The organism is Mesorhizobium sp. M0077 (assembly GCF_040322955.1).
Lineage (GTDB): Bacteria > Pseudomonadota > Alphaproteobacteria > Rhizobiales > Rhizobiaceae > Mesorhizobium.
This window is the reverse complement of the sequence record NZ_JAMYUL010000006.1, coordinates 13,154-37,933: the sequence shown is the minus strand read 5'-3', so window position 1 is coordinate 37,933 and position 24,780 is coordinate 13,154. Positions and strand designations below refer to the sequence as shown.

Genomic DNA, 24,780 nt, shown 5'->3' with positions numbered 1-24,780 from the left:
GGGCAAAAGACCTGCTGGAAAGAGCGTTTGGGTGCAGCGATGACGAAATGGTCGCCGAATTCTTGGAGAGCAAAGCCGATCAAGCAGGTTCCTGCCTATCCGGACCTTGCCGCGCTGAAGAACACGGAAGCCCAGCTTTCCACCTTTCCGCCGCTGGTTTTTGCAGGTGAGGCGCGCAAGCTGAAGAAGCAGCTTGCAGCTGTCGCTGCCGGTGACGCATTCCTTCTGCAGGGCGGCGATTGCGCCGAGAGTTTCGCCGAGCATGGCGCGGACAACATCCGCGACTTCTTCCGCGTCTTCTTGCAGATGTCGGTGGTGCTGACCTTCGCCGGCGCGCAGCCGGTGGTGAAGGTCGGCCGCGTCGCCGGCCAGTTCGCCAAGCCGCGCTCGTCCGACAATGAGACCAAGGGCGAAGTGACGCTGCCGAGCTACCGTGGCGACATCATCAATGGCATCGAGTTCGACCCGAAGTCGCGCATTCCCGACCCGGCCCGCCAGGAGATGGCTTACCGCCAGTCGGCGGCGACGCTCAACTTGTTGCGCGCCTTCGCCCAGGGCGGCTATGCCAGCCTTGAGAACGTGCATAGCTGGATGCTGGGTTTCGTCTCCGACAGCCCGCAGGGCGAGAAATACGGCAAGCTCGCGAACCGCATCACCGAGACGATGGACTTCATGAAGGCCGTCGGCATCACCTCGGAAACCAACTACGCCTTGCGCGAGACCGATTTCTACACCAGCCACGAAGCGCTGTTGCTCGGCTATGAAGAGGCGCTGACCCGCGTCGATTCGACGTCGGGCGACTGGTATGCAACCTCCGGCCACATGATCTGGATCGGCGACCGAACCCGCCAGCCCGACCATGCCCATGTCGAATATTGCCGCGGCATCAAGAACCCGCTCGGCCTCAAATGCGGCCCGTCGCTGACGCCGGATGGCTTGCTGGAACTGATCGACCTGCTCAATCCGGAGAACGAGCCGGGCCGGCTGACGCTGATCGCACGCTTCGGCTCCGACAAGGTCGCCGACCATCTGCCGAAGCTGGTGCGCGCGGTGCAGAAGGAAGGCCGCAGCGTCGTCTGGTCATCCGATCCGATGCACGGCAACACGATCGAGGCCGCCGGCTACAAGACGCGGCCGTTCGACCGCATCCTCAAGGAAGTCCAGACCTTCTTCGAGGTGCATCGCGCCGAAGGCACGCATCCCGGCGGCATCCATGTCGAAATGACCGGCAAGAATGTTACCGAATGCACCGGCGGCGCCCGCGCCATCACCGCAGAGGAACTGCAGGATCGCTACCACACCCATTGCGACCCGCGCCTCAACGCCGACCAGGCGATCGAGCTGGCGTTCCTGGTGTCCGACCTCTTGAAGAAGACCCATCCGATCCAGCACAAGCAGGCCGTGAACGGCTGAGAGCCTGTTTTCAAAAACTGAAATGATAAGCGCCGGAGAAATCCGGCGCTTTTTCGTTTAGATCAACGCCCGCGTTCCCAGCGCAATCCGTTGAGCCGGGGATCGTTGGCAAAGGCGGTTCTGGAAAACTCGATCCGCTTCTCCGGAAATTCTGAGATGGCCTGGACGCCGAACGCGCCGAGCCGGATGCGCCAGGTATGCGGCTCCAGCGGCTTGGCCTTGGCAAAACCGCGGCATGTCAGCAGCGCTACATTGGTGCCCTTCGGATCGCGCGCCGAGCGGTAGCGGATCGCCGCCAGCCCGACCTCGCGAGCGACATCGGCAATCGCCTGGCAGGCGGCGTAGTCGGTCGGATGCGTCCACTCAGCCTCATCGCGGTCGAGCGGCGGCCGCGTCAGGTCGATGGCCTTGTCGGTACGGATCGCGGCGGCGAAGGCGGTGTATTCGGCGGCGTCGTGCGGCCATGGCGTGTCGGGCGAATCGGCGAAGAACAGCAGGCGGTAGAAGGCCATTTCGGCGACCGCCGTCATGATCGTCTCCGCCGCATAGTAGACGCCAAGAGTGCGGCCGGCGCGGCGGAAGCGCGAGCCGTAGGGATAGATCGAGCCGTAGCGGAAGGGCGTCGCCAGCAGATAGTGGAGATGCCTGCATTCCATGGGGATCTGCGGCTTGGTCTCCTCGATCAGATCCTCGAGCAGCGCCTGTTCGTCCAGCGTGTCGACGATCTTCAGGGTCGAGACGCGGTGCTGCGCCTCGACCATGCGCCAGTATTTGCCGTAGAGCCGGACGGCTTCAGACGAGAGCGCGTCGGGAGTCCAGATAGGCAATGACATCGACAAGCCCGGTAATGGTGAGGATCTTTTCAAGCGGGCTGCCATCGAACGCGGTATTGGCGTTCTTCAGCCATGCCCGGGCTATCGTCTCGTCACCGCCGACAATGGCGTCGAGCGAACGGAACAGCCGCACGAACAGCACCGCGAGTTCGAATGGCTTGGTGCCGCGCTCCAGCAGGAATTCCTGCCTGCGCATGCGTGAAACCGTGGCTTCCGAGACGCCGATGATCGACGCAAGCACCCTGGCGGTTATATCCAAGAGTTCGGCGGCGCGCAGCGTGGCCTTGGTCAGAACCGCGTTTTCGGCCGCCTTCGCGGTCAGATCAGGGGCGGCAGCATTGGGTTGTGTAACAGACATGGCCTCTCTCTTTCCATGGAAAATATAGTCCACGGAAATTCATATGGAAAGAGGCGGGATCCGATAAATTTGCCTGTGCCCGGGAATTGGCTGCACGCCGAAGCGTCAGTCTTTCTTGTATAGCAGCCAGTTCTTGCCCGTGCGCCCGGCCATTGTCGAGTGCCGGGTGACGCGGTTGCGCCCGCCAACCTTGGAGCGGTAGAGCGCCCGGTCCGCCTTGGTGTAAAGATCCTCCGGGCTTTCCGCTTCGGAAGCCATGCAGATGCCCATGGAAACGGTCACCGTGCCGTAATTGGCGCCGGTCTGGCTGCTGGTGAACGGCGTCTGTTCGATCAGCACGCGGATGCGTTCGGCGATCTCGTAAGTGGTATCCTCGCTGGCGCCCTCGACGATCAGCGCGAATTCCTCCCCGCCGGTGCGGGCAACGAACATGTCTTCACGGATGCTGGTCTGGAAGATTTCAGCGACGATCTGGATGATCTTGTCGCCGACCGGGTGGCCGTAGCGATCGTTGACACCCTTGAAATGGTCGATGTCGGCAAGGATCAGGGCGTTGAACAGGATCCCCTTGTTGGAGGTGTAAATCGCCGTGATTTGCTTGTCGAAGGCGCGGCGGTTCCAGATATGCGTCAAGGGGTCGGTGTCGGCGAGCCGCTTGTACTCCTCAAGCTTCGACTTGACGCTCTCCAGTTCCGCCGTCTTGTCGCTCAGCGTGGTTGCAACCTGCTTGCCGTGGTCGAGGGTCGAGTTGGTGGCCGCCGCCATGGCGCTGGCGACCTTCTGCAGCAGATCCTGCGAAAGCAGGCTGCGGTTGGCGAGGCCGCTTGACGTCTCATCGAGGATCTTGCCGTATTTCTCGATATGGCTGCGTTCGCTGCGCAGCAGCAAGGCGATGTCCTCGAGTTCCCTGGCCAGCACGTCGCGCGCCTGCTCGACAATGCCGGGACCGTGATGCTGTGCAAAGAAAGCGCGGCCGATGCGGTCGAGATCGTTCTGCGTCGGCTGGTTGCCGAGCGCGACGACGGCCAGGCCGAGTTCGCGGTTGGTGCCTTTCAGTGCTTCGTAGAAGATTTCGTAATTGCGCGGCAGGCCAAGCACACCGAGCTGACGCATGGTCGCCACAACGGCTGTTGCAATGTCGCTGTTTCGGTCGGTCTGGACGGCTGCGGGCTGCATGTTCTGTTCACTCTGCCTCTGGGAACCATCGCAGACCGTGCGAGATGCCGCCGACCGGAGAGTGCCAGCCGTATTTCGGATCATCCTGCGAAAGACACGTCCCCAATCGCGACATTCGCTTGGCACAACCATAGATGCGCCGGCGCTAAAGTTTTCTTAATGTCCCGCCAGGTAACGGGACCCATTCTGCTGCAGGCTACAGCAATGCTTGCAAAGATCCTGAGGTCAGGTCCGAACACGCCCACCCCATGTCGCATTTGCCGGTGCCCGGCTGCGGCAAAACTGAAATCCTCTCGGCCAGCGGCGAAGCCGTGGACGATGGCTGGTGGAGGCAGGGATGAGCAACAACCACAGCGGATCTTGCCTGTGTGGAGCAGTGCGTTTCCAGACGCGAGGGCCGTTGCGCGGCGTCATTTATTGCCAGTTCGCAGTGCCGCAAGCAGAGCGGGCATTTTTACGCCGCGACCAACGTCGCCGACGGCGACATCACGATAACCGGCGCCGACAACATCAGCTGGTACGAATCGTCTTCCTTTGCCAAGCGCGGCTTTTGCAAGATCTGCGGCTCGGTGCTGTTCTGGAAGCCGGGTCAGGATGCCTATGTCTCAGTTCTGGCCGGATCGTTCGACAACCCGACCGGGCTCGAAGGCCAATGCCACATCTTTGTCGGCGACAAGGGCGATTACTATACGATCGACGATGGACTGCCGCAGTTCGAGAAGTCGACGCCGACGATCAAGGTTGCGGAGGAGTGATTTTGCGGCGGCTGCCTTATTCCCTTGATCCAGCCATTGCGATATCCCCTGCCGGTGATTCGAAGGGGATGCGGCATGCAGCGGCTGATCGGTGCTTACTTCAATTCTGTGCGAGCCTTTCGCAAGCTCGCCGCCAGCGAAAGGGCATTTCAGCAGGAACTGATGCTGCTGGTGCTGGCGCTGCCGCTCGGCTGGTTCGTGTCGGTGTCGTGGCGCGGCTACGCGCTCTTGATCGGCGCGGTGCTGCTTTTGATCATGGTCGAAGTGCTGAACACCGGCATCGAGGCAGCCTGCGATGCCTTCAGTCGCGAGTTCAACGTCGACATCCAGCTCGCCAAGGACTGCGGCTCGCTGGCGGTGCTGATTTCGGTCGTCATCGTCGCCGGCGTCTGGGGAATCGCCCTCATCGAGCGCATCACGGGACTACCGATCTGATCTGAACGCTCCCATATGTTAGTCACCAAAGGAGACTGACGTCGTGGAAGCCAATTTTCTGCTGCTTGAAAGAGCCGGCCTGCCGGAAGACCTGCGCTGGCTGGCGGAAAAATATCCGCGCGAGACATGGCAGGGCCACGCCAACATCCACGGCATGGCAAACATGTGGCTGCAGCGGCACGACATGTTCCGAGAGCTGGGCGGCATGCTCACCAACGGCATTGGCGACTATCGCGAAGGCAGGCTGACGGCGCCGGATTTCGCGCGCTGGTTCGCGCCGCGGCTGAACCACTTTCTCGGCAATCTCGACGGCCACCACAATGTCGAGGACTACCAATATTTCCCGGCTTTCGCCAAGGCGGAGCCGCGCCTGAAGCGCGGCTTCGAAATCCTCGATGCCGACCATCACACCGTTCATGAGGGGCTGGAGCGCAACGCCGAGACGGCGAACGCCTTCATCCGCACGCTCGAGGAGAGCGAGGACAGGCAGCGCTTCGCCGCCGACGCCTACGCGGACGAGAACAGCCGGCTGATCGCCATGCTGAAGCGGCATCTGGCCGACGAGGAAGATCTCATCATCCCGCTGATCCTCGATCGCGGCGACCGGGCTCTGGTCGAGGACGACGACTGAACCTTACAATGTGGTTTCGCTGTCGCGGGCGTCCTTGGCGCGCTCCTTGCCGGCGACGGTGCGGGCGATGAGCCAGGCAAGGATGGCGACGCCCAGACCTATGGCAAGCGCGATCAGCAGCCGTTCGTGATGGAGCAGTGCCTTGCCTATCATCTGCTCGGCGCCGAGGCCGGAGACGTAGCCGATGCCGCAGAACAAAGCCGCCCAGACCAGCGACGACACCGCGTTGAGGATAACGAAGCGCGCTACCGAAATGCTGGCGAAACCGGCCGCGATGCCGCCGACCAGGCGCAGGCCATAGATGTAGCGGTTGGATAGGACGAATATGTTGGGATGGGACGAGACGAGACGGTAGGCGTGGTTGAAGCCGGGCCTCGCCTTCAGTTTCAGCACCCTGGGATGGTCGGCAAAGCTGCGGCCGAGAATGAAGAAAAACGTGTCGCCGACGAAGGCGCCAATGGCGGCCGTGAGGAAAGCCTTCCAGAGGATGAAGACATGCTGATGGGCGAAGAAGCCGCCGAGGATGGCCGCACTTTCGCCTTCGGCGACACAGCCCAGGAAAACCGCGATCAACCCATATTGCTCGATGAGGTGATGGACGATCCCGGTCATTGAGAGGTTTGCCGGCCCGACAGTTTTTCGTCTATGCGGTTCACCTGTTCGGCCAGGCGCGCGATGTCCTCGCGCACGCCGATGATCTGGCTGTGGCGCAGTTCGTCCAGCTTTTCATGCAGAGCCATGATCTCGATCTCGGCCTTGAGGTTGACCTCATAGTCATGCGCGGCGTCGATGCGGTCGCGTGCGGCCTGGCGGTTCTGCGACATCATGATCACCGGCGCCTGCAGGGCGGCGATCATCGACAGCACGAGATTGAGGAAGATGAAGGGGTAGGGGTCGAACGAGTCTCGCCCGAGCAGCCACCAATTGGCGCCGATCCACAGCACCAGGAAAGCAATGAAGGACAGGATGAACGTCCACGAGCCGCCGATGCGGGCAATGGCATCGGCGATCCGGTCGCCGGCGCCCTGAAGGCCGGTGAGGCTGTCGTTGATATCCTGCGAGATGGGCTTGCGGTCGACAGTGCTCTGCAACACCCGCCGCTCGAGCTCGCTGAGGCCCTCCGGCGTTCGCCTCAGCCAGCGGTTGGCCAGTTCTGGCACGGTCTTGTGCATGGATGTCTCCATAGGAAAAGCATCGGCTTGGCAGCCTCGTTTGCATATAGGAAGATGGCGTTTCGTCAAAAGCGCGGCGCGAGGATGCAGGATGCCCGATTTCGCGAAGATTCGCGCCCGTGCTGCAAAACGCAAAGGCGGCGACGCCGTGCTGACCTCGCTGCTCGGGCCGGCGCCTGACAATGCTGCTGTTGCCGACATTACGGACGATCGCATCCTGTCGACGATGGCCGAGCGGGTGTTTGCCGCCGGCTTCGTCTGGCGCGTCATCGAACAGAAATGGCCGGGCTTCGAGGAAGCCTTTCTCCATTTCGAGCCGAAACGGCTGTTGTTTCAACCTGATGACTTCTGGCATGACCTGACGGCTGATCAACGCATTGTGCGCAACCCGCAGAAGATCAAATCCGTCCGCGACAATGCCGCCTTCGTTGAGCGTGTGTCGAAGGAACATGGCGGTTTCGGCAAATTCCTCGCGGAGTGGCCTGACGACGACCAGGTCGGGCTGATGGCGTATCTCGGCAAGCATGGCAGCCGGCTTGGCGGCAACACCGGCCAGTATTTCCTGCGTTGGCTGCAATGGGACGCCTTCGTCATCTCGGCCGATATGGTCGCGGCTTTGCGTGACGCCGGCCTCGACATCGCCGCAAGTCCGACGTCGAAGAGGGATCTCGACAGGATTCAGGCGCAGATCAACAAATGGGCGCAGGAAACCGGCCTGCCGCGCCGGCACATCTCGCGCATTCTGGCGATGTCGATCGGAGAGAACCATTCGCCGCAATCGCTGCGGGAATATATGGGCGATGACTGATCACCGAATTGGTCCAAACGAACGCCATTGCCCGGGCAAATTTGCCGCGCTAAACCGCAGGCATGACCCAGAAGACCGCACCCGATATTCTGCGCATCGCCGTTGCCCAGCTCAACCCGACGGTCGGCGATGTCGCCGGCAACCTTGCCAAGGCGCGCGAGGCGAGGGCCGATGCCGCCCGCCAGGGCGCCGACATCGTGCTCTACACCGAGCTTTTCCTTGCCGGTTACCCGCCGGAGGACCTGGTGCTGAAGCCGGCCTTCCTCAAGGTTTGCGAGAAGGCCGCGCAAGACTTCGCCGGAGATACCGCCGATGGCGGGCCGGGCGTCATCATCGGCACGCCGCTGAAGCGCAAGAGCGGCACCCACAATTCGATCATCATCGCCGATGGCGGCAAGATCCTCGCCGAGCGCTACAAGCTCGATTTGCCAAACTATGGCGAGTTCGACGAGAAGCGCGTCTTTCAGGCCGGCCCCGAGGCTCAGGGACCCGTCAATTTCCGCGGTGTGCGCATCGGAATTCCGATCTGCGAGGACATCTGGGGCGACGTCGGCATCTGTGAAACCCTGGCCGAAAGCGGCGCGGAAATCCTGCTGGTGCCGAACGGCTCGCCCTACTACCGCGCCAAGATGGACGTGCGCCATCAGGTCGTTATCCGCCAGGTCATCGAGACCGGTTTGCCGATGATCTATGCCAATCAGATCGGCGGCCAGGATGAGCTGATCTTCGACGGCGCCTCTTTTGCCATAGGCGCCGACAAGACGCTTGCCTTCCAGATGAGCCAGTTCGAGGAAACTGTCGACGTCACCACCTGGAAGCGCAACCGCGTCGCCGCAGGCGCGCAAAACGCAGAAGAGTTCGACGGCTGGGTCTGCTCGGAAGGGCCGATGTCGAAAATCCCCGAGCGCGAAGAGGCGGACTACCGCGCCTGCATGCTCGGCCTGCGCGACTACGTCAACAAGAACGGCTTCAAGAACGTGGTGCTGGGTCTCTCCGGCGGCATCGATTCGGCGATCTGCGCGGCCCTTGCCGTCGACGCACTTGGCGAGGAGCGGCTGCGGGCGGTGATGATGCCCTACCGCTATACCTCGGAGGATTCGCTGAAGGATGCCGAGGATTGCGCCCGTGCGCTTGGCTGCCGCTATGACATCGTGCCGATCTTCGAACCGGTCGAGGGTTTTCTGCATACGCTGACGCAGCTTTTCGAGGGCACCAAGGAAGGCATTACCGAGGAAAATTTGCAGAGCCGCGCGCGCGGCACGATCCTGATGGCGATTTCCAACAAGTTCGGCTCGATGGTCGTCACCACGGGCAACAAGAGCGAGATGTCGGTGGGCTACGCCACGCTTTATGGCGACATGAATGGCGGCTTCAACCCGATAAAAGACCTCTACAAGATGCAGGTCTATGCGCTGTCGCGCTGGCGCAACAGCCATGTGCCGCCGGGCGCGCTCGGTCCCTCAGGCGAGGTGATCCCCAGGAATATCATCGACAAGGCGCCGTCGGCGGAATTGCGCGAGAACCAGACCGACCAGGATTCGCTGCCGCCCTATCCGGTGCTGGACGACATTCTGGAATGCCTGGTCGAGAACGAAATGGGCGTCGACGACATCGTCGCGCGCGGCCACGATCGGGCGACGGTGACGCGCGTCGAACATTTGCTCTACATTGCCGAGTACAAACGCCGGCAAGCGGCGCCGGGTGTGAAGATCACCCGTAAGAATTTTGGACGCGACCGCCGCTATCCCATCACCAACCGTTTCAGGGATCGCGGCTAAACATCTGATTAAATTGATGAACCTTGGGGGGCGCATGTTTATCAGCTATTTCAAGGGAACGCCTGAGTATCACATCCTGCGCTTCAAGAACGGCAAGATCAGGGAGCAGGGGCGCGGCATCTCCTTCTGGTACGGCACGTTCGGCACCACGATAGCGATGGTGCCGGTGACGTCGCTCGATAACCCCTTCATCTTCACCGAGACGACGGCGAATTTCCAGGATCTGGCAATCCAGGGGTCGGTCAGCTACCGCATCATCGATCCACTCAAGGCAGCCGAAGGTTTTGATTTCAGCGCCAAGCTCAGCCGTGCCGACGTCGTCGGCGACGGCCGGGAGAAGATCGCCGAGCGCCTGGTGCTGGCGATACAGAGCCGCGCCCGCGCGGTGGTTTCGAGCATGACGCTGGAGCAGGCGCTGGCCGAGGTGACCAAGCTCGGCGGCAATCTCGCCGAACTCCTGCGCAACGATCCGATTGCGGCAACCGCCGGCCTGTCGATCGAGGAGGTCCACATCACCTCGGTCCAGCCGACGCCGGAGATCCGCAAGGCGCTCCAGACCGAATATCGCGAGGCGCTGCAGCGCCAGGCCGATGCCGCGATCTATGGGCGCCGTGCCTGGGGCGTGGAGAAGGAGCGCGAGATCAAGCAGAGCGAACTGGCGACCGAAATCGAGCTTGCCGAACGCAACAAGCTGCTGGTCGACACCGAAGCGCGCAACAAGCTGACGCTTGCCGAGGCGGAAGCCAAGGCGCAGCAGCTGGAACTGACCGTCTATTCGTCGGCGCCCGCCCACGTGCTGACGGCGATGGCCTTCAAGGCCTGGGCGGAAAAGGGCGGTTCGGTCGGCAATCTGTCGATCACGCCTGACATGCTCACCAGCGCGCTCAGCCAGCTTTCCACGCCGAAAGCCGGGTCCTGAAAGGCAAGCACGGGTGGCAAGCGACCAGAGCGGCAGGCCGATCGACCGGGTGATCGTCGTCACCCGCAAGACCGAGCTGGAGGAGCTGACGACGCGCTTCAACACGCAGGGACAGGCGCGCTTTTATCTCCGGCAGGCCGGCATGGATTTCGACCCGGTCAAGGCGGCGCATGACGTCTATCACCAGGCGCTCGACCGGGTGATGGGTTCGCTTCCCCAAGGCCTCAAACAGTTGCGGCTCGACCGCGAACTGGTACCGCAGTTCGAATTCGGCTCCGACGCGGTGATCGCGCTCGGTCAGGACGGGCTGGTGTCCAACACCGCGAAGTACCTCCCGTACCAGCCGCTGATCGGCATCAACCCGGACCCGGCGCTTTTCGACGGCGTGTTGCTGCCGTGGAATGCCGACGATACCGAAAAGGTCCTCGGCCTGACGATCGCCGGCAAGGCGAAGCGCCAGGCGGTGGTGATGGCCGAAGCGCGCTCCAATGACGGACGCCGGCTGATCGCCTTCAACGATCTGTTCGTTGGCGCCTCGACGCATGTCTCGGCGCGCTACGAATTGACCTATGGCGGCAGGACCGAGCGCCAGTCGTCGAGCGGCATTATCATCTCCACGGGCGCCGGCTCTACCGGCTGGCTGCGCTCGGTGATGGCGGGCGCCGCGGGACTGGCCGCGGCCTATGGTGACAACTCCGTGCCGACCGTGCCGCCGCAAGGCTATGACCGCGAAGCCGAACAGCTGTTCTTTTCGGTGCGCGAACCGTTTCCGAGCAACACGACCGGCGTGTCGCTTGTGCATGGCGTCATCACCCGCGACCGGCCGCTGGTGGTTTCTTCGCGGCAGAGCAGGGGCGGCGTCATCTTCAGCGACGGGATGGAGCTCGATTTCGTCGAGTTCAATTCCGGCACCCACGTGACCATCGCGATCGCCGACCAGAAGGCCTATCTCGTGGTGCCATAAGCGCGCCACGTGGGCAGCCAAATCACCGGCCGGACTGAATTCGGCCGCCCTCCATTCTTTGCGAGGCACCATGCCCGACTGTGAAATCAGCTTCGACATGTCACGGATCGATTTCCGGGCGACCTCCGATCTGTTGATGGCGAGTTATTGGGGCGCCGGCCGCAGCGATGACTTTCATCGCCGCGCCTTTGGCAACTCGTTCTGCACCGCGGCCTATATCGATAGGAACCAAGTCGGTTTTGGCCGGGCCATCACCGACCGTACGGTGTTTGCCTATCTCGCCGACATCATCATCTGGCCGCAGCATCGCGGCCAAGGCATTGGCACGCAACTGGTGCGGGCGCTCATCAACCACCCTGAACTCAACACGGTCTCGCACTGGAGCCTGTCGACCAGTGACGCGCATGGCCTTTATGAGAAGCTGGGCTTCAAGGCATCGACCGACGGCCGCTACATGCGCCTCGATCGCAACCCGGAATGAGGCATAGCGAGGGGTTGACCCGCTGTTGTTGCAAAATAACCTCACTGGTTGGACCAGTTACGCTTTGCCACGTGCCCGGCCTTGGCGATCCTTCATGGCGTCTCTATAAGGACCGCTCCGCAAGTGTCTTGCGGGAGGTCCGAATGGCAGTATTTCACATGGTAATGCGAGGCCGCGAAGCCTAGGTCTCACCTGGCGTCCGGCGAAGGTTTGCCCTTCGCACCGATGCCGGGTCGAGTACAGGCTTCTGCCGGTCGCCACCCGACAACCCGGGGCGCGCCGCCACCCATGCCGAACCTCCGCAGCCCCGGGCGAATTGCCCAGCGCGGTTTTCAATTTTCAGACCTTACCGGGACCGGGCAGATTTGCGCCCGGATGACATCATGGCTCGTTTTCGAATCGATCTGCGTGCAAGCGCCTTTCGCAGCGTTCTTGGCTTCACGCTCAGCCACTGGCGGCGCCAGCCGTGGCGGCTTTCGCTGATCATGGGCAGCTTCCTGCTGTCGACCATAGCGGACGTGTTGACGCCGCTCTATTCCGGCCGGCTGGTCGACGCCGTCGCCAGCAGTGCGTTGGCTGACGATGTCGCGTGGAATGCGGCAATGGCGGCGTTCTTCGCGCTCATCGCTTTGGCGATGACCGGCGTGGTGCTGCGCAACCTGGCTTTCATGGGCATTGTCGAGCTGACGCTGAAGATGATGGCCGACATCGCCGCCGACGCGTTCCATCGCGTGCAACGCTTCTCAACCGACTGGCACGCCAATAGCTTTGCCGGATCGACGGTGCGCAAGGTCACGCGCGGCATGTGGGCTCTCGACCTGCTCAACGACACCATCCTGATTGCGTTGTTGCCGTCGGTCGCCATGCTGGTCGGCTCGACGTTGCTGCTCGGCTGGTTCTGGCCACTGATGGGGCTGGTCGTGGCAGTCGGCTCGCTGCTGTTCATCACGGTGACGGCGCTGCTGTCGCTCGGCTATGTCGCGCCCGCGGCACGGCTCGCCAACAGCTGGGATACGCGGCTTGGCGGCTCGCTTGCCGATGCGGTGAGCTGCAATGCCGTGGTCAAGGGTTTCGGTGCCGAGACGCGCGAGGAGAGGCGTCTTGCCAAGGTCGTCGCCAAATGGCGCGCGCGGACCAGCCGCACCTGGGTGCGCGGCACCATCAACGGCACGACGCAAGGCGCCATGTTGCTGGTGCTGCGGACGGCAGTAATCGGCCTGTCGCTGATGCTGTGGGCCTGGGGCCAGGCAAGTGCGGGCGATGTCGCCTTCGTGCTGACCTCGTTCTTCGTGCTGCAGGGCTACCTCAGGGACATCGGCACGCATATCCGCAATTTGCAGCGTTCGGTCAACGACATGGAGGAACTGGTCGATTTCCAGTCGCAACCGCTCGGCATCGAGGACCGGCCCGGCGCCAAGCCGATCCGGATCACGCATGGCCACATCGCCTTCGATAACGTCACCTTCCACTATGGCAGCCATCGCCTGCCGCTCTACCGCGACTTTTCGGTGGAGATAGCGGCGGGCGAGCGGGTCGGACTGGTCGGTCATTCCGGCTCGGGCAAGACGACCTTCGTGAAGCTGATCCAGCGTCTCTATGATGTCAGCGGCGGCAGGATCCTGATCGATGGCCAACACATCTCCCAGGTTGCACAGGCGTCGCTGCGCGCGCAGATTGCCATCGTCCAGCAGGAGCCCATCCTGTTCCACCGCTCGCTGGCGGAAAACATCGCCTATGCCCGTCCGGACGCCACGCAGGCCGAGATCGAGCATGCCGCCAAGCTCGCCAGCGCGCACGACTTCATCACCGGCCTGCCGAAGGGCTACGGCACGCTGGTCGGTGAACGCGGCGTGAAACTGTCGGGCGGCGAGCGCCAGCGGGTGGCGATCGCGCGCGCCTTCCTGGCGGATGCGCGCATCCTGATCCTGGACGAGGCGACATCGAGCCTCGATTCGGAATCGGAAGTGCTGATCCAGCAGGCGATGGAGCGGCTGATGGTCGGCCGCACGACGCTGGTCATCGCGCACCGTCTGTCGACGGTGCGGGCGCTGGACAGGCTGCTCGTGTTCGACCGTGGCAAGATCGTCGAGGAAGGCTCGCATGACGAGCTGATCCGGCTGAAGGGCGGCATCTACCGCCGCCTGTTCGAGCGGCAGGCGCTGGAACTGACCAAGGGCCTGGTGATCTGAGTTGAACGCAGAGCCCTATCCGAGGGATAGGGCTCTGCCTGGTTCATCCAGGCATTCGCTCGAATGGCTGAAGCGCTGGGTCGATCGTGTCCCAGACGTGGCCGCGCACGGTGTAGGTGACCGCCTGCGGGTCGAACTGGCCGGGATCGTCGAGGCTCGTGGCCTGGATCGCCGTCACCTCCGGCATGGCGACGAACGTTACGTAGACCGGCGTGCCGCAGGTCGGGCAAAAGGCCTGGGCTTTTTCATTGCCGCTGTCGGCGATCATCCGCCATGTGCTCGGCTCGCCGGTGATCTTTACGTCAGCGCGCCGGCCGAAGGTCACATAGGAACAATGGCCAGTACCGCTGCGCTTCTGGCAATCGAGGCATTGGCAGTGGTTCTGAAAGATCGGCTCGCCGCTGGCCTCATAGCGGATCGCGCCGCAGGCGCAGCCGCCGGTATAGTGCCTGGTCATTGTCGTTCTCCCGCTGTCAGATTGCTTCAGGCCGATTTCGGCTTGGCGAACAGGTCGATGCCTGTGCCGGTTTCGAGGAAGGATTTCATGCTGGACAGCACGGCCGGCCAGCCCTGGCTGATGCCCTTGGCCATGCCGCTGCCGGCTTCGAGCTCGTCATGGCTGACGGTCAGCTTGACCATGGTGTCGTATTCCTCGATGGCGAACGTCACCCGGCTGTGCTTGGTGGGATCGTCGGCCTGCGAGGCGTTGGCCCAGCTCATGACCAGGCGGGTCGGCGGCGAGATTTCGACGACCTTGCCAACGAGTTCGACGGTCCGTTCGTCATTGGCGCGGATGTGTTCCCATTTCGAGCCGGGCTTCCAGTCGGAGACGTTTTCGTGGCCCCAGTAGCGCTTGGCGATATCGGGCCTGGTGATGGCTTCGAACACCTTTTGTGGCGTCGATCTGATGTAGGTCACGTAGACAAAACTGGTGGTTTCCCGGGTCATTGGTCGTCTCCTTCGAGTTCTTGTTTCAGGTCGTGCAGCAGGCTCAGCCGCTGCCGTTCGAATTTTCGCACCCACCGCTCGTAGACTTCGTGCAGCGGCACGGGGTTGATGAAATGCAGCTTCTCGCGGCCACGCTTGACCGTGCTGATCAGATTGGCCGCTTCCAGCAGATCGATGTGCTGCGTGGCGGATTGCCTCGCCATGTCGAGATTTTCGCAAAGCTCGCCGAGCGTCTGGCCGTTCTTCTCACACAGAAGATCGAGCAGCATTCTGCGGGTCGGGTCGCCCAGCGCTTTGAAAACCTTGTCGGCGTCCATCGGTCTCACTCATCTTGAAGACACAATATGCAGGTAAATGCCTGCATGTCAAGCTGTGGCTAAGCTTGGCCTGAAGGGGAGGGATTTATAGTGTCGGATTGCTGGCGCGCGGAGCGAAGCACCGAGCCCGGAATCGGGGCAAGAACCGGTGCGGGCGCGCAGGACTATGCAGCGGTGGCTGTGAGCTAGGCTCTAACGACGAACTTGTCGGGATCGGCGCAGAAATGGGCGATGATCTGGCAGAGGTCCGGCTCGTTGACCATGCGTACGGCCTCGGCCCCATTGACCCATTTGCGGGTGCGCGCGCGCTTTTCCTTCCAGCGGTCGGCAACGTGCTCGACCTGCAGCGGAAACACCAGCACTTCGCAAGGGACTTCCTCGCCGGACGCGAGGGCCTTGGCGTAGAAGTAACGACCGGCCTCGAAAAGCGAAATCTTGCCACGCAATCCGGCTTCCTCGCCCGCCTCGCGCGCCGCTGCCTCGCAGAGCGGCTCCCTGGCCTCGGGCCAGCCCTTCGGCAGCACCCAACGCCCGGTGTCTCGGCTGGTGATCAGCATGATCTCGACGCCGTCTTCGTTATTGCGCCATGGCAAAGCGGCAACCTGCAGGCGACAAGGCGAAGTGCCGAAGAGCTTGCGGACCCTTTCAGCCAGATGGTCGTGTGTCGCCGGTGTCGTCAGCATCAGTGAAAGCTACCCCAGCCCTCAGAATCGTTAGCCGCCGTATGAATCTTACCGACAAGTGTAAGTCTTAAAAGTAAAAAACATCACACCAACCGTCCAATCCGCCAACAGGCGTCGATTCGACAGAATAATGTGCCTTCCAGTGTCTGTTTTCATAGCAGACGGGGCGGGTTTGGCCGTCTGGGCAGAAATGGGGCTGGCGCGAATCAGCCGGCGTGATCGTCGGCGATCGGCTTCTGGTAGGTGAAACCCATGTCCCAGGGAAAGTAGATCCAGGTGTCCTGGCTGACTTCGGTGATGAAGGTGTCGACCAGCGGCCGGCCTTTCGGCTTGGCGTAGACGGTGGCGAAATGCGCCTTGGGCATCATGGCGCGCACGATGCCTGCCGTCTTGCCGGTGTCTGTGAGGTCGTCGATGATCAGCACGCCCGCGCCATCATCGGCGAGCAGCGCCGGCGTGATCTCCTTCAGCACCTGCAATTGCCCCTGGCTGGTGTAGTCGTGATAGGAGGCGACGCAGACCGTCTCGATGACGCGTATGCCGAGTTCGCGTGAGATGATGGCAGCGGGAACCAGGCCCCCACGGGTGATGCAGACGATGGCCTTCCACTGACCCTTGTTGGCGCCGGCAAGCCGCCAGGCGAGCGCCCGGGCATCGCGGTGGAACTGGTCCCAGGAGACCGGAAAGGCTTTTTCGGGAAGGGACATTCTGCACTCCGCGCGCACCATTGTGGAATGCGCGCGGAATTAACTGGAAAGTCAGGGCATTGGCAAGGGCGGGGCCAGTCTGTGGAGTTACCGCGACAAAAAGGCCGCCACCGGCACGCTGCGCAACACGGTGCGCGTGACGCCGCCGAACAAAAGCTGACGCAGCCAGGAATGGCTGTAGGCGCCGAGCACCAGAAGGTCGGCTCCGGTCTCGGCGATCCGGGTCTGGATAACGTCATCGACCGAAGCATTGCCCGATTTCTGCACCGACACGCTGACCGTTGCGCCATGCCTGGAGAGTGCCGCGGCGATCTCGGCGCCGGCAGCTTCCGGGTTGTCATCCAGCGTATCCGGCGGATCGATGACCAGAATGTCGGTTTTCTCGGCCTCGATGATGAAGGGCAGCGCGTCGAAGGCGGCACGCGCCGCCTCCTTGCTGCCGTTCCAGGCCAGCAGCACATGTTTGAATGTGGTGACCAACGGCCCCTCATGCGGCACCACCAGCACTGGCCGGCCGGCATCGTAAACCAGCGTGTCGACATCGGCGCTCGTGTCGCCCCCGGTCTCGCGCTGCGCGGCAATAATCAGATCGGCGGCGCGCACGCTGGAAATACCCGTCAGCGCGCTGTCGCCGGAAAAGCTCTCGAGGCTGCGCCATTCGAAGGAAAGGCCGGAATTCTCGATCCGCCCAACGAAAAGCGCCTGCAATTTCTCGGCGCGCTCGCGGTTCATGTCGGCGGAGACCTGCAGGAACTCAGTGTCGGGGAAGCCGGTTGCCGAGGTGTAGGGAACGGGCAGCGCTTCGGCATGGATGCCGATGAGATGGCTCTCGAACCGGTCGGCAAGCGGGATGGCGCAGTCGAGCACGCGTTCGGCGTCCTGTTCGTTCTGCAATATGGCGACGATGGTCTTGAAGCGCATGCGAAATCCCTCAAATCTGCCAGCGCGTGCTGCGCCCGAGGGAAAACGTGGGAGTGCGGTGCTTGGTTCCGGCCCGGCGATGGTCCGCGAACCCAGGGTCAATTGGCGGCGGTGAAGCCGGCCACCATCGCCTCGACGTCCTTGCGTGCCGAATCCAGCGCCTCCTGGCTGCGGGCGCGGACCACCAGCTCCGTCCAGAATTTGCCGTCGCCATATTTCGGATAGGAGCCGATGATGGTGTCGGGATGCGCCTTCTGGATGTCGCCCAGGGGACCGCCGATCAGGCCTTCGCCGAACGGGCAATGGACGGTGGCCGACAGCATCTTGGTGCCGGCCTTCAGCGTCGGCACGACATTGTCGAGCATGGCCTGGAAAATCGCCGGCACGCCGGCCATGACATGGACGTTGCCGATGCGAAAGCCGGGCGCGACGGAGACCGGATTGTCGATATGGTCGGCGCCGCGCGGCATGCGCGCCATGCGCTTGCGGGCCTCGGTGTATTCGATGCCGCGCGCGGCATAGCTCTCGCCCAGCATGGCATAGGCCTTGGCGTCGTATTCGCACGGCACCCCAAAAGCCTTGGAAACGGAATCGGCGGTGATGTCGTCATGCGTCGGGCCGATGCCACCGGTGGTAAAGACATAGGTGTAGCGGGCGCGTACGGCATTCACCGCAGCGACAATCTCGTCCTCCTCGTCGGGAACGATGCGCACTTCCTTCAGGTCGATGCCGATGGCCGTCATGATGTCGGCGAGGTGGCCGATATTTTTATCCTTGGTGCGGCCGGACAGAATCTCGTCGCCGATGACAAGCATGGCGGCAGTGACGATTTCAGGCATGGAAGGCTCCGGCAAACAGGCCCGTTGGCAGACAAGGTCGCCTGAGGCAGAAAGAAGGTCGCCTGAGATAGCGCGCCATCGAACTGGCGGCAATGCCGACACAAGCCGCCATCTGCCTTGCCGAGCGTTCGTCAGTGGGTGATGGTGCGCGCCGGTCCGCTTCCCGGGTGAAAACATGCTGGTATCGATTCTGCTTTGGCTTGTCGCCGGCCTGTCCGTGCTGGCTCTCGTCATCGTGGCCTGTCTGGTGGCCGCTACGCTCTGGATTGCCGCCAAGGCCGAAAGGCTGGTGCCGGCCAGCGGAAACTTCGTCGAGATCGACGGCAGCCGCATCCATTATGTCGAAACGGGCGAGGGACGGCCGATCCTGTTCGTGCACGGACTTGGCGCCCAGCTTCATCAGTTCCAGCACACGCTGTTCAACCGCTTCGGCCCCGGTTGCCGGCTGATCGCGCTCGACCAGCCGGGATCGGGCTATTCGGTGCGGGCCAAAGGAGCCACCGGCCGCTTGCCTGAGCAGGCCGAGATCATAGGGCGCTTCATCGAAACGCTCGCGCTGGAAAGGCCGCTTGTGGTCGGGCATTCCCTGGGCGGCGCCGTCGCGCTGACCCTGGCCGTGGAACATCCCGGCGCGATTTCCGGCATCGCTTTGCTGGCGCCGCTGACGCATCTGGAAGCCGGCGTCCGCGAGAAAGCGGGCCTGCTCTATATCCGTTCGCGGCTTTGGCGCTGGATCATGGCCTACACCGTCGCGATACCGACAAGCCTCAGATATGCGCGGCAGACACTGGAGTTCATCTTCTCGCCCCAGGCCGTTCCCGCCGACTACATGATCGATGGCGGCGGATGGCTCGGGCTAAGGCCAAGCCATTTCCATGCGACCTCCACCGATTTCGTAGCGGTCGAACAGGATCTTGGCCGCATCGAAGAGCGCTATGGAGAGATCGCCATGCCGGCCGGGATTTTCTTCGGGACAGCCGATCGCGTCATCGCCATGCGCATACATGGGGAGCCGATGAAGGACAGGATCGAAGGCCTCGATTTCGAGGCGGTCGAAGGCCTCGGCCACATGCCGCAATTCGTCGAGCCGGACCGCGTCATCGCCTTCATCAAGCGCATTGCCGAGCGGGCATTCGCCGGCCAAGACCTCACCACAGCCTCACAACAATTTCACTGAACCATTCGGCTGATATCCGGTTTTACCCCGTGTCGCACCCAAGGCGGCAGATACGGAGTAATTCAATATACAGGAAAGTTTTTGCAGCATCCGTCCTGACCATCGGTCTTGCCACATCGGCGATGGCGCAGTCATCGCACGGCACGTATTCCAACCATTACAACTGGTGGCCGTTCGGGAACGAGCAGTCATCGACGGTCGACCAGAGCACCACCGGCAGCATCAATGTCGACGATAGCCAAGGCTATGGCGGCGCTACCGGGCCGTGCGCCTCCGACCCGTCAGGACCCTACGGAAATGTGAGGCCCAACGTGAACGATCAATATTGCGGCAAGTGATCAAGCCGCGGCTTCGACTGACCGGCAGGATGTCCCGCCTGTTTGTTTTGACGCAATTCCCTAGGGAATTGCTTAGGCGAGCATCCACGGCCGGCAGCGAAAGCTGAGGGGCAAGGATCAGTCGGAAACTTCGGTCTGCGGCCGGTCGCGGCCGTCGGCCAGTTCGTCGTGCCACTTGCCTTCGGCATCCTCATACTGGATGCCGTCCGTGGCGCCGGCGATCTGCTGTTCGGCCGAGGCGATCTCGGCGGCGCGCAGCGCATCCTGGTGGGTCGGGAATGTCTCCGAGAATGTCGAACCGACCTTGTAGGCCCAGCCCCCGTCATGCTCGACGATCTTGTAAGTCAGCTTCGCCATGAAATCCTCCGGTTCGTCCGTCCGCTCAATGCGGCCCGTTATTCAATGCTATCTGGGCTTCAATGCAGTTTGGCGTCTGGCAGCCGGTCTTCGGGAACCAGCACTTCCGATTCCTTGGCCGCTTCGATCAAGGCCCTGCGTGCATCGGCCGTCGAACGATAACCTTCCAGCACTTTGAGGCAAGTGTCGAGAGCATCACGATGGCGCGGGCCGCGATTGAGAGGCCACACCGTCATCAGGCACTCCGCCGCTTCCTGGGTGCTGCGGATCTGGCGATATTTGCCGACATGGCCGAGTTCGACCACGACCGGGGTTTCAAAAGGTTTGTTATCCATGATGGCCGCAACGCAAAGCAGCCAATATGGTTGCAAAAATGGCCGTCAGCCTGCGCCCAAACGTCTCACCAACCGCAATCGTTGGTCTCAGTAACCGCAGTCGTTGCGCAGCCAGCGGGCGTTGGCCCAGCCGGTCCGTCCGCCGATTTCGACCTGGTACCAGTTGCCGCGGCGGTCGAAAATCTCCGTGTGGTCGCCGTTGAACAATTGCCCGATCATGCGCGACGACGAGTTCGGCCGTGCGCGCACGGCGAGAAACCCGCTGCCGGTATCCAGATCGTAGTGCCTGGACAGGCCGTGCACCGTGCCTTCGCAATATTGCGCGCCGACCGGAGACGACGCGGCGAACGACAGTGCGACCACCAGAGCGGCTGCCGCCGGATAGATTGCCCTTGATGCCATGGACTTTGCTCCCAATCCGGCCGCCAAGGCGGCCTGCCCCCAGGGACTATAGCGGGCGGATTAACGCGAAGCTGCGGCAATCTGTCCAGCAGATGCGCATCCGTCGGCGCTGCCTGTTCAGCCCTTCGTCCAATGCTGCATCGTCGTCACCGAGCGGGCGAGCTGTGGCGCGGGATGGATTTTCTCGCTGAAGGTGGCGGCGGCGCGCCAGCCCCAGCGCGGATCGGCGAGGAAGGCGCGGGCCAGCGCGACCATGTCGGCGCGGCCGTCGGCGACGATCGCCTCTGCCTGCGAGGGATCGTCGATCAGGCCGACAGCCCGTGTCGGGATGCCGGCGCCCTTGCGCACCGCTTCGGCCAGATGCACCTGATAGCCGGCGCCGGTCGGCAGCTTCTGCAACGGCGAATTGCCGCCGCTCGAACAGCAGATATAGGCAACATCAAGCGCCTTCAAGGCTTTGGCCACCTCGATCGCCTCGTCGACCTCGAAGCCGCCATCGACCCAGTCCTTTACCGACAGGCGGGCGCCAAGCATCAGGTTTGGAACTGCCTTCCTCACCGATTTGGCGATCTCGATGAGGAAACGCATGCGGTTTTCCAGCGAGCCGCCCCAGCGGTCGGTGCGCTGGTTGGAAAGCGGCGACAGGAACTGAAAGATCAGATAGCCGTGCGCGGCGTGCAACTCGAGGAAGTCGAAGCCGGCGCGCTCGGCCCGCCTCGCGGCTTGAGTGAAGCGCTCGACAAGCTGCAGGATTTCATCCTCCTCCAGCGCATGCGGCACATTCCAGCCGGTGTCATAGGCGATGGCCGAGGCCGAGACGGTCTGCCAGGGATCCTCGCCCGGCTGCAATGGGCCGCCGCCTTCCCAGGGCTTTCGGTTGGAGGCCTTGCGGCCGGCATGGGCAAGCTGAATGCCGAATTTCGTTTCCGGCGCGGCGACGCGCCTTGCTGCATCCAGCGTGCGCCGGGCGGCCGCCTCGTTGTCGTCGGAATAGAGGCCGAGGCAGCCATGAGTGATGCGGCCGCGCCGTTCGACGTCGGTCATCTCGACGGTGACCATGCCGGCGCCCGACATCGCCAGGTTCATCCAGTGATAGAGATGCCAGTCGCTGGCCGAGCCGTCTTCGGCGGAATACTGGCACATCGGCGCCACCGCGATACGATTCGGAAAGGTCAGGCCATCGAGGACGATCGGCTGGAAAAGCGCTGCGGTCATCAAAAAACTCCGGAGAGGGACTGCAGCTATTTAGGCGATGGCAGTTGCCGGCACCAGACACGAGGCGGTGAAAGCTTCGCCGTTCCGGTTGCGCGCAAAACCGTTCGCGGTTACGCCATGGCGCCGACAGCTTGGAGCTCATCATGGAAGATCGTATCCGCATCCGCTCGGAGGAAGTCCTGTCCGACGACTGGGCGGTCCTGAAGAAGACCGTTCTCGATTACCGTCGGCGCGACGGGCAGTGGGAGACGCAGATTCGCCAGACCTACGATCGTGGCGACGGCGCGGTGATCCTGCCTTTCGATCCCGAGCGTCAGACGGTGCTTCTGGTGCGGCAGTTCCGCTACCCCGCCTACGTCACGGGCCACCGCGAACCGCTGATCGAGGCCTGCGCCGGCCTGCTCGACAAAAACGATCCCGAAACCGCCATCCTCAAGGAGGCCGAGGAAGAGCTCGGCTATCGCCTACAGAACATCGAGCGGCTGTTTTCCCCCTATATGAGCCCGGGCAGCGTCACCGAACGGCTGTGGTTCTTCGTCGCCCGCTATTCACCCGCCGACCGCATCTCGGCCGGCGGCGGCGCGGCCGACGAGGGCGAGGACATCGAGGTTCTGGAAATGCGGCTTGATGAAGCGCTGGCCGGCATTTCAGACGGTCGCATCATCGACGCCAAGACGATCATCCTGATCCAGCATTTGAAACTGTACCCGATGAAAGGCTAGCTCGGCGAAGCTCGACGTGCCTCACTGCTGCGGGCAGGGTGGCCGTCCACTTCGCGGATGAAGTTGCGCAAGTTGCAAGGACACCGGAATGGCGCGTGGCGCAAAGGCATGGCTGAAGCGAAACAGCGCGCGGGCATCTCTCCTGTTGCTGAACGCCGCGCTGCTTGTCCGCTATCGCCGGTTGACCCAGCGTTTCCTTGAGCGAATGCGGCATCTGCCGAATTTTGCAGCCCCGGTGACGTTCACGGAAAAGGTCCACTGGCGCAAGATTTTCGATGACGATCCTCGCTTTATCGGCCTTCTCGACAAGCTCAAGTCCAAGGAAATCGTCAGGGAGCGGCTTCCCGGGCTCGCCATCCCGGAGGTGCTGTGGCAGGGCGACGATCCGCGCCAGATCCCCTTCGATGACCTGAAAATCCCATACGCCGTCAAATGCAACCACGGTTGCGCCATGAATGTCATCGTTCGCGATCCGGCCAACGCCGACCGGGAGGCGATCATTGCCGAGATGACGGAATACCTTGGCCAAACCTATGGCGCCCGCAAGCTGGAGCGCAGCTATGCGCACATAGAGCGGCGGGTTTTCGTCGAAGCGCTTGTCGGCAAGGACCAGGATTATGACCCGGTCGACTACAAATTCTGTGTGCTGGCTGGCCGCGTCGCCTACATCGTCGTCGTCGCCTTCCGTTCCACGGCCAAGAATACCGCCCACCTGGATCGCGATTGGCGCCCGCTGAACATCGTCCAGGGCGCGATCGACTCGAGCCTGGAAATTCCCCCTCCCAAGAGCCTGGCGCGGATGATCGAGGCAGCCGAGGCGCTCGGCAGCGAGTTCGACATGGTGCGTGTCGATTTCTACGAGGAGGAGGGGGAGCCGATCTTCGGAGAATTCACGGTCTACCCACGCAGCGGCTTGCTGCAATTCGACCCGGCTGCCTTCGACCGCGAACTGGGCGCGCATTGGGATATTGGCGCGTCAGCTTACCTCAGCCGTTTGCCCAGCCGATTTGCCCAACGATACAAGGCAATGCTCGTCGCCGCCGGCTATCTCGACGTTTGACGGCTACTCGGTGGCGTGCCACCCGAAGCTCGAAGAGCGAAGGGTGGTGCGCAGAACTCATACGATTAGAGATCGAGGGAAACTGATAGCTCAGCAGGGAGTCGTGATTTCGAAGTGCCGTCTCAACTGAGCCGTAGCGGTCAATTCGTCCTGCTGGGATCAATCTTCGTGAGCCGCTGCCTGGTCTCGGCCATGCGCCTTTGCGCAGATCGGATTCGGCAACACAAGGCGGGATTCATAGCGACGCCGCAATCTTCGTCCAGCAAGTTTTCGGCGCGCTTCCTGCTGCGACTCGGCCGATTACCGCTAAGGTTACCGGCAAGCTCTCCCACGTCCGGACTGGGTCGAGATCATTTGAAGAACTCTTTCAGCTTGTTGAGTCGACTGTCGCCAGAGGCCTTCCGGCCTTCAGGACACGCCGCCTCGCCGATCGTATCCTGCTGGATAAAGCGAGGTTCTCAGCCACCATTTTCTCGCTGAGTACCAGCGCGAACTCGGTCTGTTTGATGCGCTGCTGAGCATCAGCGAGTTGCATCGTGAAAAGATCGGTTGCCATTGTTGATCCGGGATCCGCGAGATTCATGATTGCGTAACACATGGCGGCCGAAATCGTTCCTAGTTGTCGGGCGAAGCCGGTGCCGCAAAGGGCGGCTGAGTTTGAACTTCCCACCCGACCAGACGTCCGCGAGCGCCAAGGCATCGAGAGCCCAGTGATCGGAGGGCCACTACGAGCGGGCGCAACCCGACCACTTAAGTGATCAGCCTCGCTACAGCCTTGACAGGTACAGTCGCGGCCTCATGAAGGGGAGGTATCAATGGTCTCGGCGATTGGAAACCAACATCGGCA

At 62.4% G+C, this 24,780-nt stretch carries 30 protein-coding genes and 1 pseudogene; 14 read left to right on the top strand and 17 right to left on the bottom strand.

What is annotated here, in order from left to right:
- Positions 1–39: 39 nt before the first annotated feature.
- On the top strand, positions 40–1,413 hold the full coding sequence (locus NKJ57_RS14230; RefSeq protein ID WP_352511618.1) for a class II 3-deoxy-7-phosphoheptulonate synthase: 1,374 nt from the start codon (positions 40–42) through the stop codon (positions 1,411–1,413).
- A gap of 62 nt (positions 1,414–1,475) precedes the next feature.
- On the opposite strand, the gene NKJ57_RS14225 is transcribed toward NKJ57_RS14230, so the two are convergent.
- From NKJ57_RS14225 to NKJ57_RS14215, 3 genes are all read right to left on the bottom strand, one after another.
- Positions 1,476–2,246 carry an RES family NAD+ phosphorylase gene (locus tag NKJ57_RS14225; protein WP_352511617.1) on the bottom strand — a complete coding sequence of 257 codons (771 nt, stop codon included), beginning with the start codon at positions 2,244–2,246 and terminating at the stop codon, positions 1,476–1,478.
- A complete protein-coding gene (locus NKJ57_RS14220) occupies positions 2,206–2,604 on the bottom strand; it encodes an MbcA/ParS/Xre antitoxin family protein (protein ID WP_023681556.1) in 399 nt (132 codons plus the stop codon). Before NKJ57_RS14220 ends, NKJ57_RS14225 begins: the two co-directional genes overlap by 41 nt.
- Positions 2,605–2,709: 105 nt before the next feature.
- On the bottom strand, positions 2,710–3,780 hold the full coding sequence (locus tag NKJ57_RS14215; protein WP_352511615.1) for a GGDEF domain-containing protein: 1,071 nt from the start codon (positions 3,778–3,780) through the stop codon (positions 2,710–2,712).
- A gap of 337 nt (positions 3,781–4,117) precedes the next feature.
- Between NKJ57_RS14215 and NKJ57_RS14210 the strand changes: the two are divergent.
- The 3 genes and pseudogenes from NKJ57_RS14210 to NKJ57_RS14200 all read left to right on the top strand — a co-directional run bounded on the left by NKJ57_RS14210 (position 4,118) and on the right by NKJ57_RS14200 (position 5,601).
- Positions 4,118–4,535: pseudogene (locus NKJ57_RS14210) on the top strand (GFA family protein).
- Positions 4,536–4,610: 75 nt separating this feature from the next.
- Positions 4,611–4,970 carry a diacylglycerol kinase gene (locus NKJ57_RS14205; RefSeq protein WP_023667554.1) on the top strand — a complete coding sequence of 120 codons (360 nt, stop codon included), beginning with the start codon at positions 4,611–4,613 and terminating at the stop codon, positions 4,968–4,970.
- Positions 4,971–5,013: 43 nt separating this feature from the next.
- On the top strand, positions 5,014–5,601 hold the full coding sequence (locus NKJ57_RS14200) for a hemerythrin domain-containing protein (RefSeq protein ID WP_352511613.1): 588 nt from the start codon (positions 5,014–5,016) through the stop codon (positions 5,599–5,601).
- A gap of 3 nt (positions 5,602–5,604) precedes the next feature.
- Here the strand turns inward: NKJ57_RS14200 and NKJ57_RS14195 are convergent, their stop codons facing one another.
- Entirely contained in the window at positions 5,605–6,213 is a 609-nt protein-coding gene (locus NKJ57_RS14195; protein WP_352511611.1) for a DedA family protein, read from the bottom strand.
- The gene (locus NKJ57_RS14190; protein WP_023833732.1) at positions 6,210–6,773 is read right to left on the bottom strand and encodes a DUF1003 domain-containing protein; all 564 of its coding nucleotides are present in this window, start codon (positions 6,771–6,773) and stop codon (positions 6,210–6,212) included. Before NKJ57_RS14190 ends, NKJ57_RS14195 begins: the two co-directional genes overlap by 4 nt.
- A gap of 91 nt (positions 6,774–6,864) precedes the next feature.
- Here NKJ57_RS14190 and NKJ57_RS14185 point away from each other — a divergent pair, with 91 nt between their 5' ends.
- The 6 genes from NKJ57_RS14185 (at position 6,865) to NKJ57_RS14160 (ending at position 13,912) form a co-directional block, all read left to right on the top strand.
- On the top strand, positions 6,865–7,581 hold the full coding sequence (locus NKJ57_RS14185) for a DNA-3-methyladenine glycosylase I (RefSeq protein WP_352511609.1): 717 nt from the start codon (positions 6,865–6,867) through the stop codon (positions 7,579–7,581).
- 62 nt (positions 7,582–7,643) lie between these two features.
- Entirely contained in the window at positions 7,644–9,359 is a 1,716-nt protein-coding gene (locus NKJ57_RS14180; RefSeq protein ID WP_023725738.1) for an NAD+ synthase, read from the top strand.
- Between the two features lie 34 nt (positions 9,360–9,393).
- Positions 9,394–10,278 (top strand): SPFH domain-containing protein, encoded by an 885-nt coding sequence (locus tag NKJ57_RS14175; protein WP_023695413.1) that lies wholly within the window; start codon positions 9,394–9,396, stop codon positions 10,276–10,278.
- A gap of 13 nt (positions 10,279–10,291) precedes the next feature.
- Positions 10,292–11,242, top strand: coding sequence for a diacylglycerol kinase catalytic domain-containing protein (locus NKJ57_RS14170; protein ID WP_081731269.1), 951 nt, complete (start codon positions 10,292–10,294; stop codon positions 11,240–11,242).
- Between the two features lie 70 nt (positions 11,243–11,312).
- On the top strand, positions 11,313–11,723 hold the full coding sequence (locus NKJ57_RS14165) for a GNAT family N-acetyltransferase (protein ID WP_023681545.1): 411 nt from the start codon (positions 11,313–11,315) through the stop codon (positions 11,721–11,723).
- Between the two features lie 383 nt (positions 11,724–12,106).
- A complete protein-coding gene (locus tag NKJ57_RS14160; RefSeq protein WP_352511608.1) occupies positions 12,107–13,912 on the top strand; it encodes an ABC transporter ATP-binding protein in 1,806 nt (601 codons plus the stop codon).
- A gap of 43 nt (positions 13,913–13,955) precedes the next feature.
- On the opposite strand, the gene NKJ57_RS14155 is transcribed toward NKJ57_RS14160, so the two are convergent.
- The 7 genes from NKJ57_RS14155 to NKJ57_RS14125 all read right to left on the bottom strand — a co-directional run bounded on the left by NKJ57_RS14155 (position 13,956) and on the right by NKJ57_RS14125 (position 18,327).
- Positions 13,956–14,369: a GFA family protein gene (locus NKJ57_RS14155; RefSeq protein WP_023681543.1), complete on the bottom strand. Its 414-nt coding sequence runs from the start codon at positions 14,367–14,369 to the stop codon at positions 13,956–13,958.
- Positions 14,370–14,395: 26 nt separating this feature from the next.
- Positions 14,396–14,860: an SRPBCC family protein gene (locus NKJ57_RS14150; RefSeq protein ID WP_023681542.1), complete on the bottom strand. Its 465-nt coding sequence runs from the start codon at positions 14,858–14,860 to the stop codon at positions 14,396–14,398.
- Positions 14,857–15,177 carry an ArsR/SmtB family transcription factor gene (locus NKJ57_RS14145; protein WP_023681541.1) on the bottom strand — a complete coding sequence of 107 codons (321 nt, stop codon included), beginning with the start codon at positions 15,175–15,177 and terminating at the stop codon, positions 14,857–14,859. Before NKJ57_RS14145 ends, NKJ57_RS14150 begins: the two co-directional genes overlap by 4 nt.
- A 185-nt stretch (positions 15,178–15,362) precedes the next feature.
- Complete coding sequence (locus NKJ57_RS14140) at positions 15,363–15,860, bottom strand: NUDIX hydrolase (RefSeq protein WP_023667541.1); 498 nt, start codon at positions 15,858–15,860, stop codon at positions 15,363–15,365.
- A gap of 206 nt (positions 15,861–16,066) precedes the next feature.
- Positions 16,067–16,567, bottom strand: a complete 501-nt coding sequence (gpt, locus tag NKJ57_RS14135; RefSeq protein WP_023667540.1) for a xanthine phosphoribosyltransferase — start codon at positions 16,565–16,567, stop codon at positions 16,067–16,069.
- Between the two features lie 87 nt (positions 16,568–16,654).
- A complete protein-coding gene (locus NKJ57_RS14130; protein WP_023681540.1) occupies positions 16,655–17,488 on the bottom strand; it encodes a universal stress protein in 834 nt (277 codons plus the stop codon).
- Positions 17,489–17,586: 98 nt separating this feature from the next.
- Positions 17,587–18,327 (bottom strand): competence/damage-inducible protein A, encoded by a 741-nt coding sequence (locus NKJ57_RS14125; RefSeq protein ID WP_023681539.1) that lies wholly within the window; start codon positions 18,325–18,327, stop codon positions 17,587–17,589.
- A gap of 175 nt (positions 18,328–18,502) precedes the next feature.
- Between NKJ57_RS14125 and NKJ57_RS14120 the strand changes: the two genes are divergently transcribed.
- Both NKJ57_RS14120 and NKJ57_RS14115 read left to right on the top strand, forming a co-directional pair.
- Positions 18,503–19,504 (top strand): alpha/beta fold hydrolase, encoded by a 1,002-nt coding sequence (locus tag NKJ57_RS14120; protein ID WP_352511606.1) that lies wholly within the window; start codon positions 18,503–18,505, stop codon positions 19,502–19,504.
- 122 nt (positions 19,505–19,626) lie between these two features.
- Positions 19,627–19,842 (top strand): hypothetical protein, encoded by a 216-nt coding sequence (locus NKJ57_RS14115; protein WP_352511604.1) that lies wholly within the window; start codon positions 19,627–19,629, stop codon positions 19,840–19,842.
- A 117-nt stretch (positions 19,843–19,959) separates the two neighbouring features.
- On the opposite strand, the gene NKJ57_RS14110 is transcribed toward NKJ57_RS14115, so the two are convergent.
- From NKJ57_RS14110 to NKJ57_RS14095, 4 genes are all read right to left on the bottom strand, one after another.
- Entirely contained in the window at positions 19,960–20,199 is a 240-nt protein-coding gene (locus NKJ57_RS14110; RefSeq protein WP_023667535.1) for a DUF2188 domain-containing protein, read from the bottom strand.
- A 59-nt stretch (positions 20,200–20,258) separates the two neighbouring features.
- Positions 20,259–20,537, bottom strand: a complete 279-nt coding sequence (locus tag NKJ57_RS14105) for a DUF982 domain-containing protein (RefSeq protein WP_032891817.1) — start codon at positions 20,535–20,537, stop codon at positions 20,259–20,261.
- An 84-nt stretch (positions 20,538–20,621) separates the two neighbouring features.
- Positions 20,622–20,936 carry an SH3 domain-containing protein gene (locus tag NKJ57_RS14100; RefSeq protein WP_023695407.1) on the bottom strand — a complete coding sequence of 105 codons (315 nt, stop codon included), beginning with the start codon at positions 20,934–20,936 and terminating at the stop codon, positions 20,622–20,624.
- Positions 20,937–21,053: 117 nt separating this feature from the next.
- Entirely contained in the window at positions 21,054–22,151 is a 1,098-nt protein-coding gene (locus NKJ57_RS14095) for an NADH:flavin oxidoreductase/NADH oxidase (RefSeq protein WP_352511602.1), read from the bottom strand.
- Positions 22,152–22,294: 143 nt separating this feature from the next.
- Here NKJ57_RS14095 and NKJ57_RS14090 point away from each other — a divergent pair, with 143 nt between their 5' ends.
- Both NKJ57_RS14090 and NKJ57_RS14085 read left to right on the top strand, forming a co-directional pair.
- Complete coding sequence (locus NKJ57_RS14090) at positions 22,295–22,873, top strand: NUDIX domain-containing protein (protein WP_023688346.1); 579 nt, start codon at positions 22,295–22,297, stop codon at positions 22,871–22,873.
- A gap of 88 nt (positions 22,874–22,961) precedes the next feature.
- Positions 22,962–23,933: an ATP-grasp fold amidoligase family protein gene (locus NKJ57_RS14085; RefSeq protein WP_352511600.1), complete on the top strand. Its 972-nt coding sequence runs from the start codon at positions 22,962–22,964 to the stop codon at positions 23,931–23,933.
- A 367-nt stretch (positions 23,934–24,300) separates the two neighbouring features.
- On the opposite strand, the gene NKJ57_RS14080 is transcribed toward NKJ57_RS14085, so the two are convergent.
- On the bottom strand, positions 24,301–24,489 hold the full coding sequence (locus tag NKJ57_RS14080) for a hypothetical protein (protein ID WP_023688348.1): 189 nt from the start codon (positions 24,487–24,489) through the stop codon (positions 24,301–24,303).
- Positions 24,490–24,780: the final 291 nt, after the last annotated feature.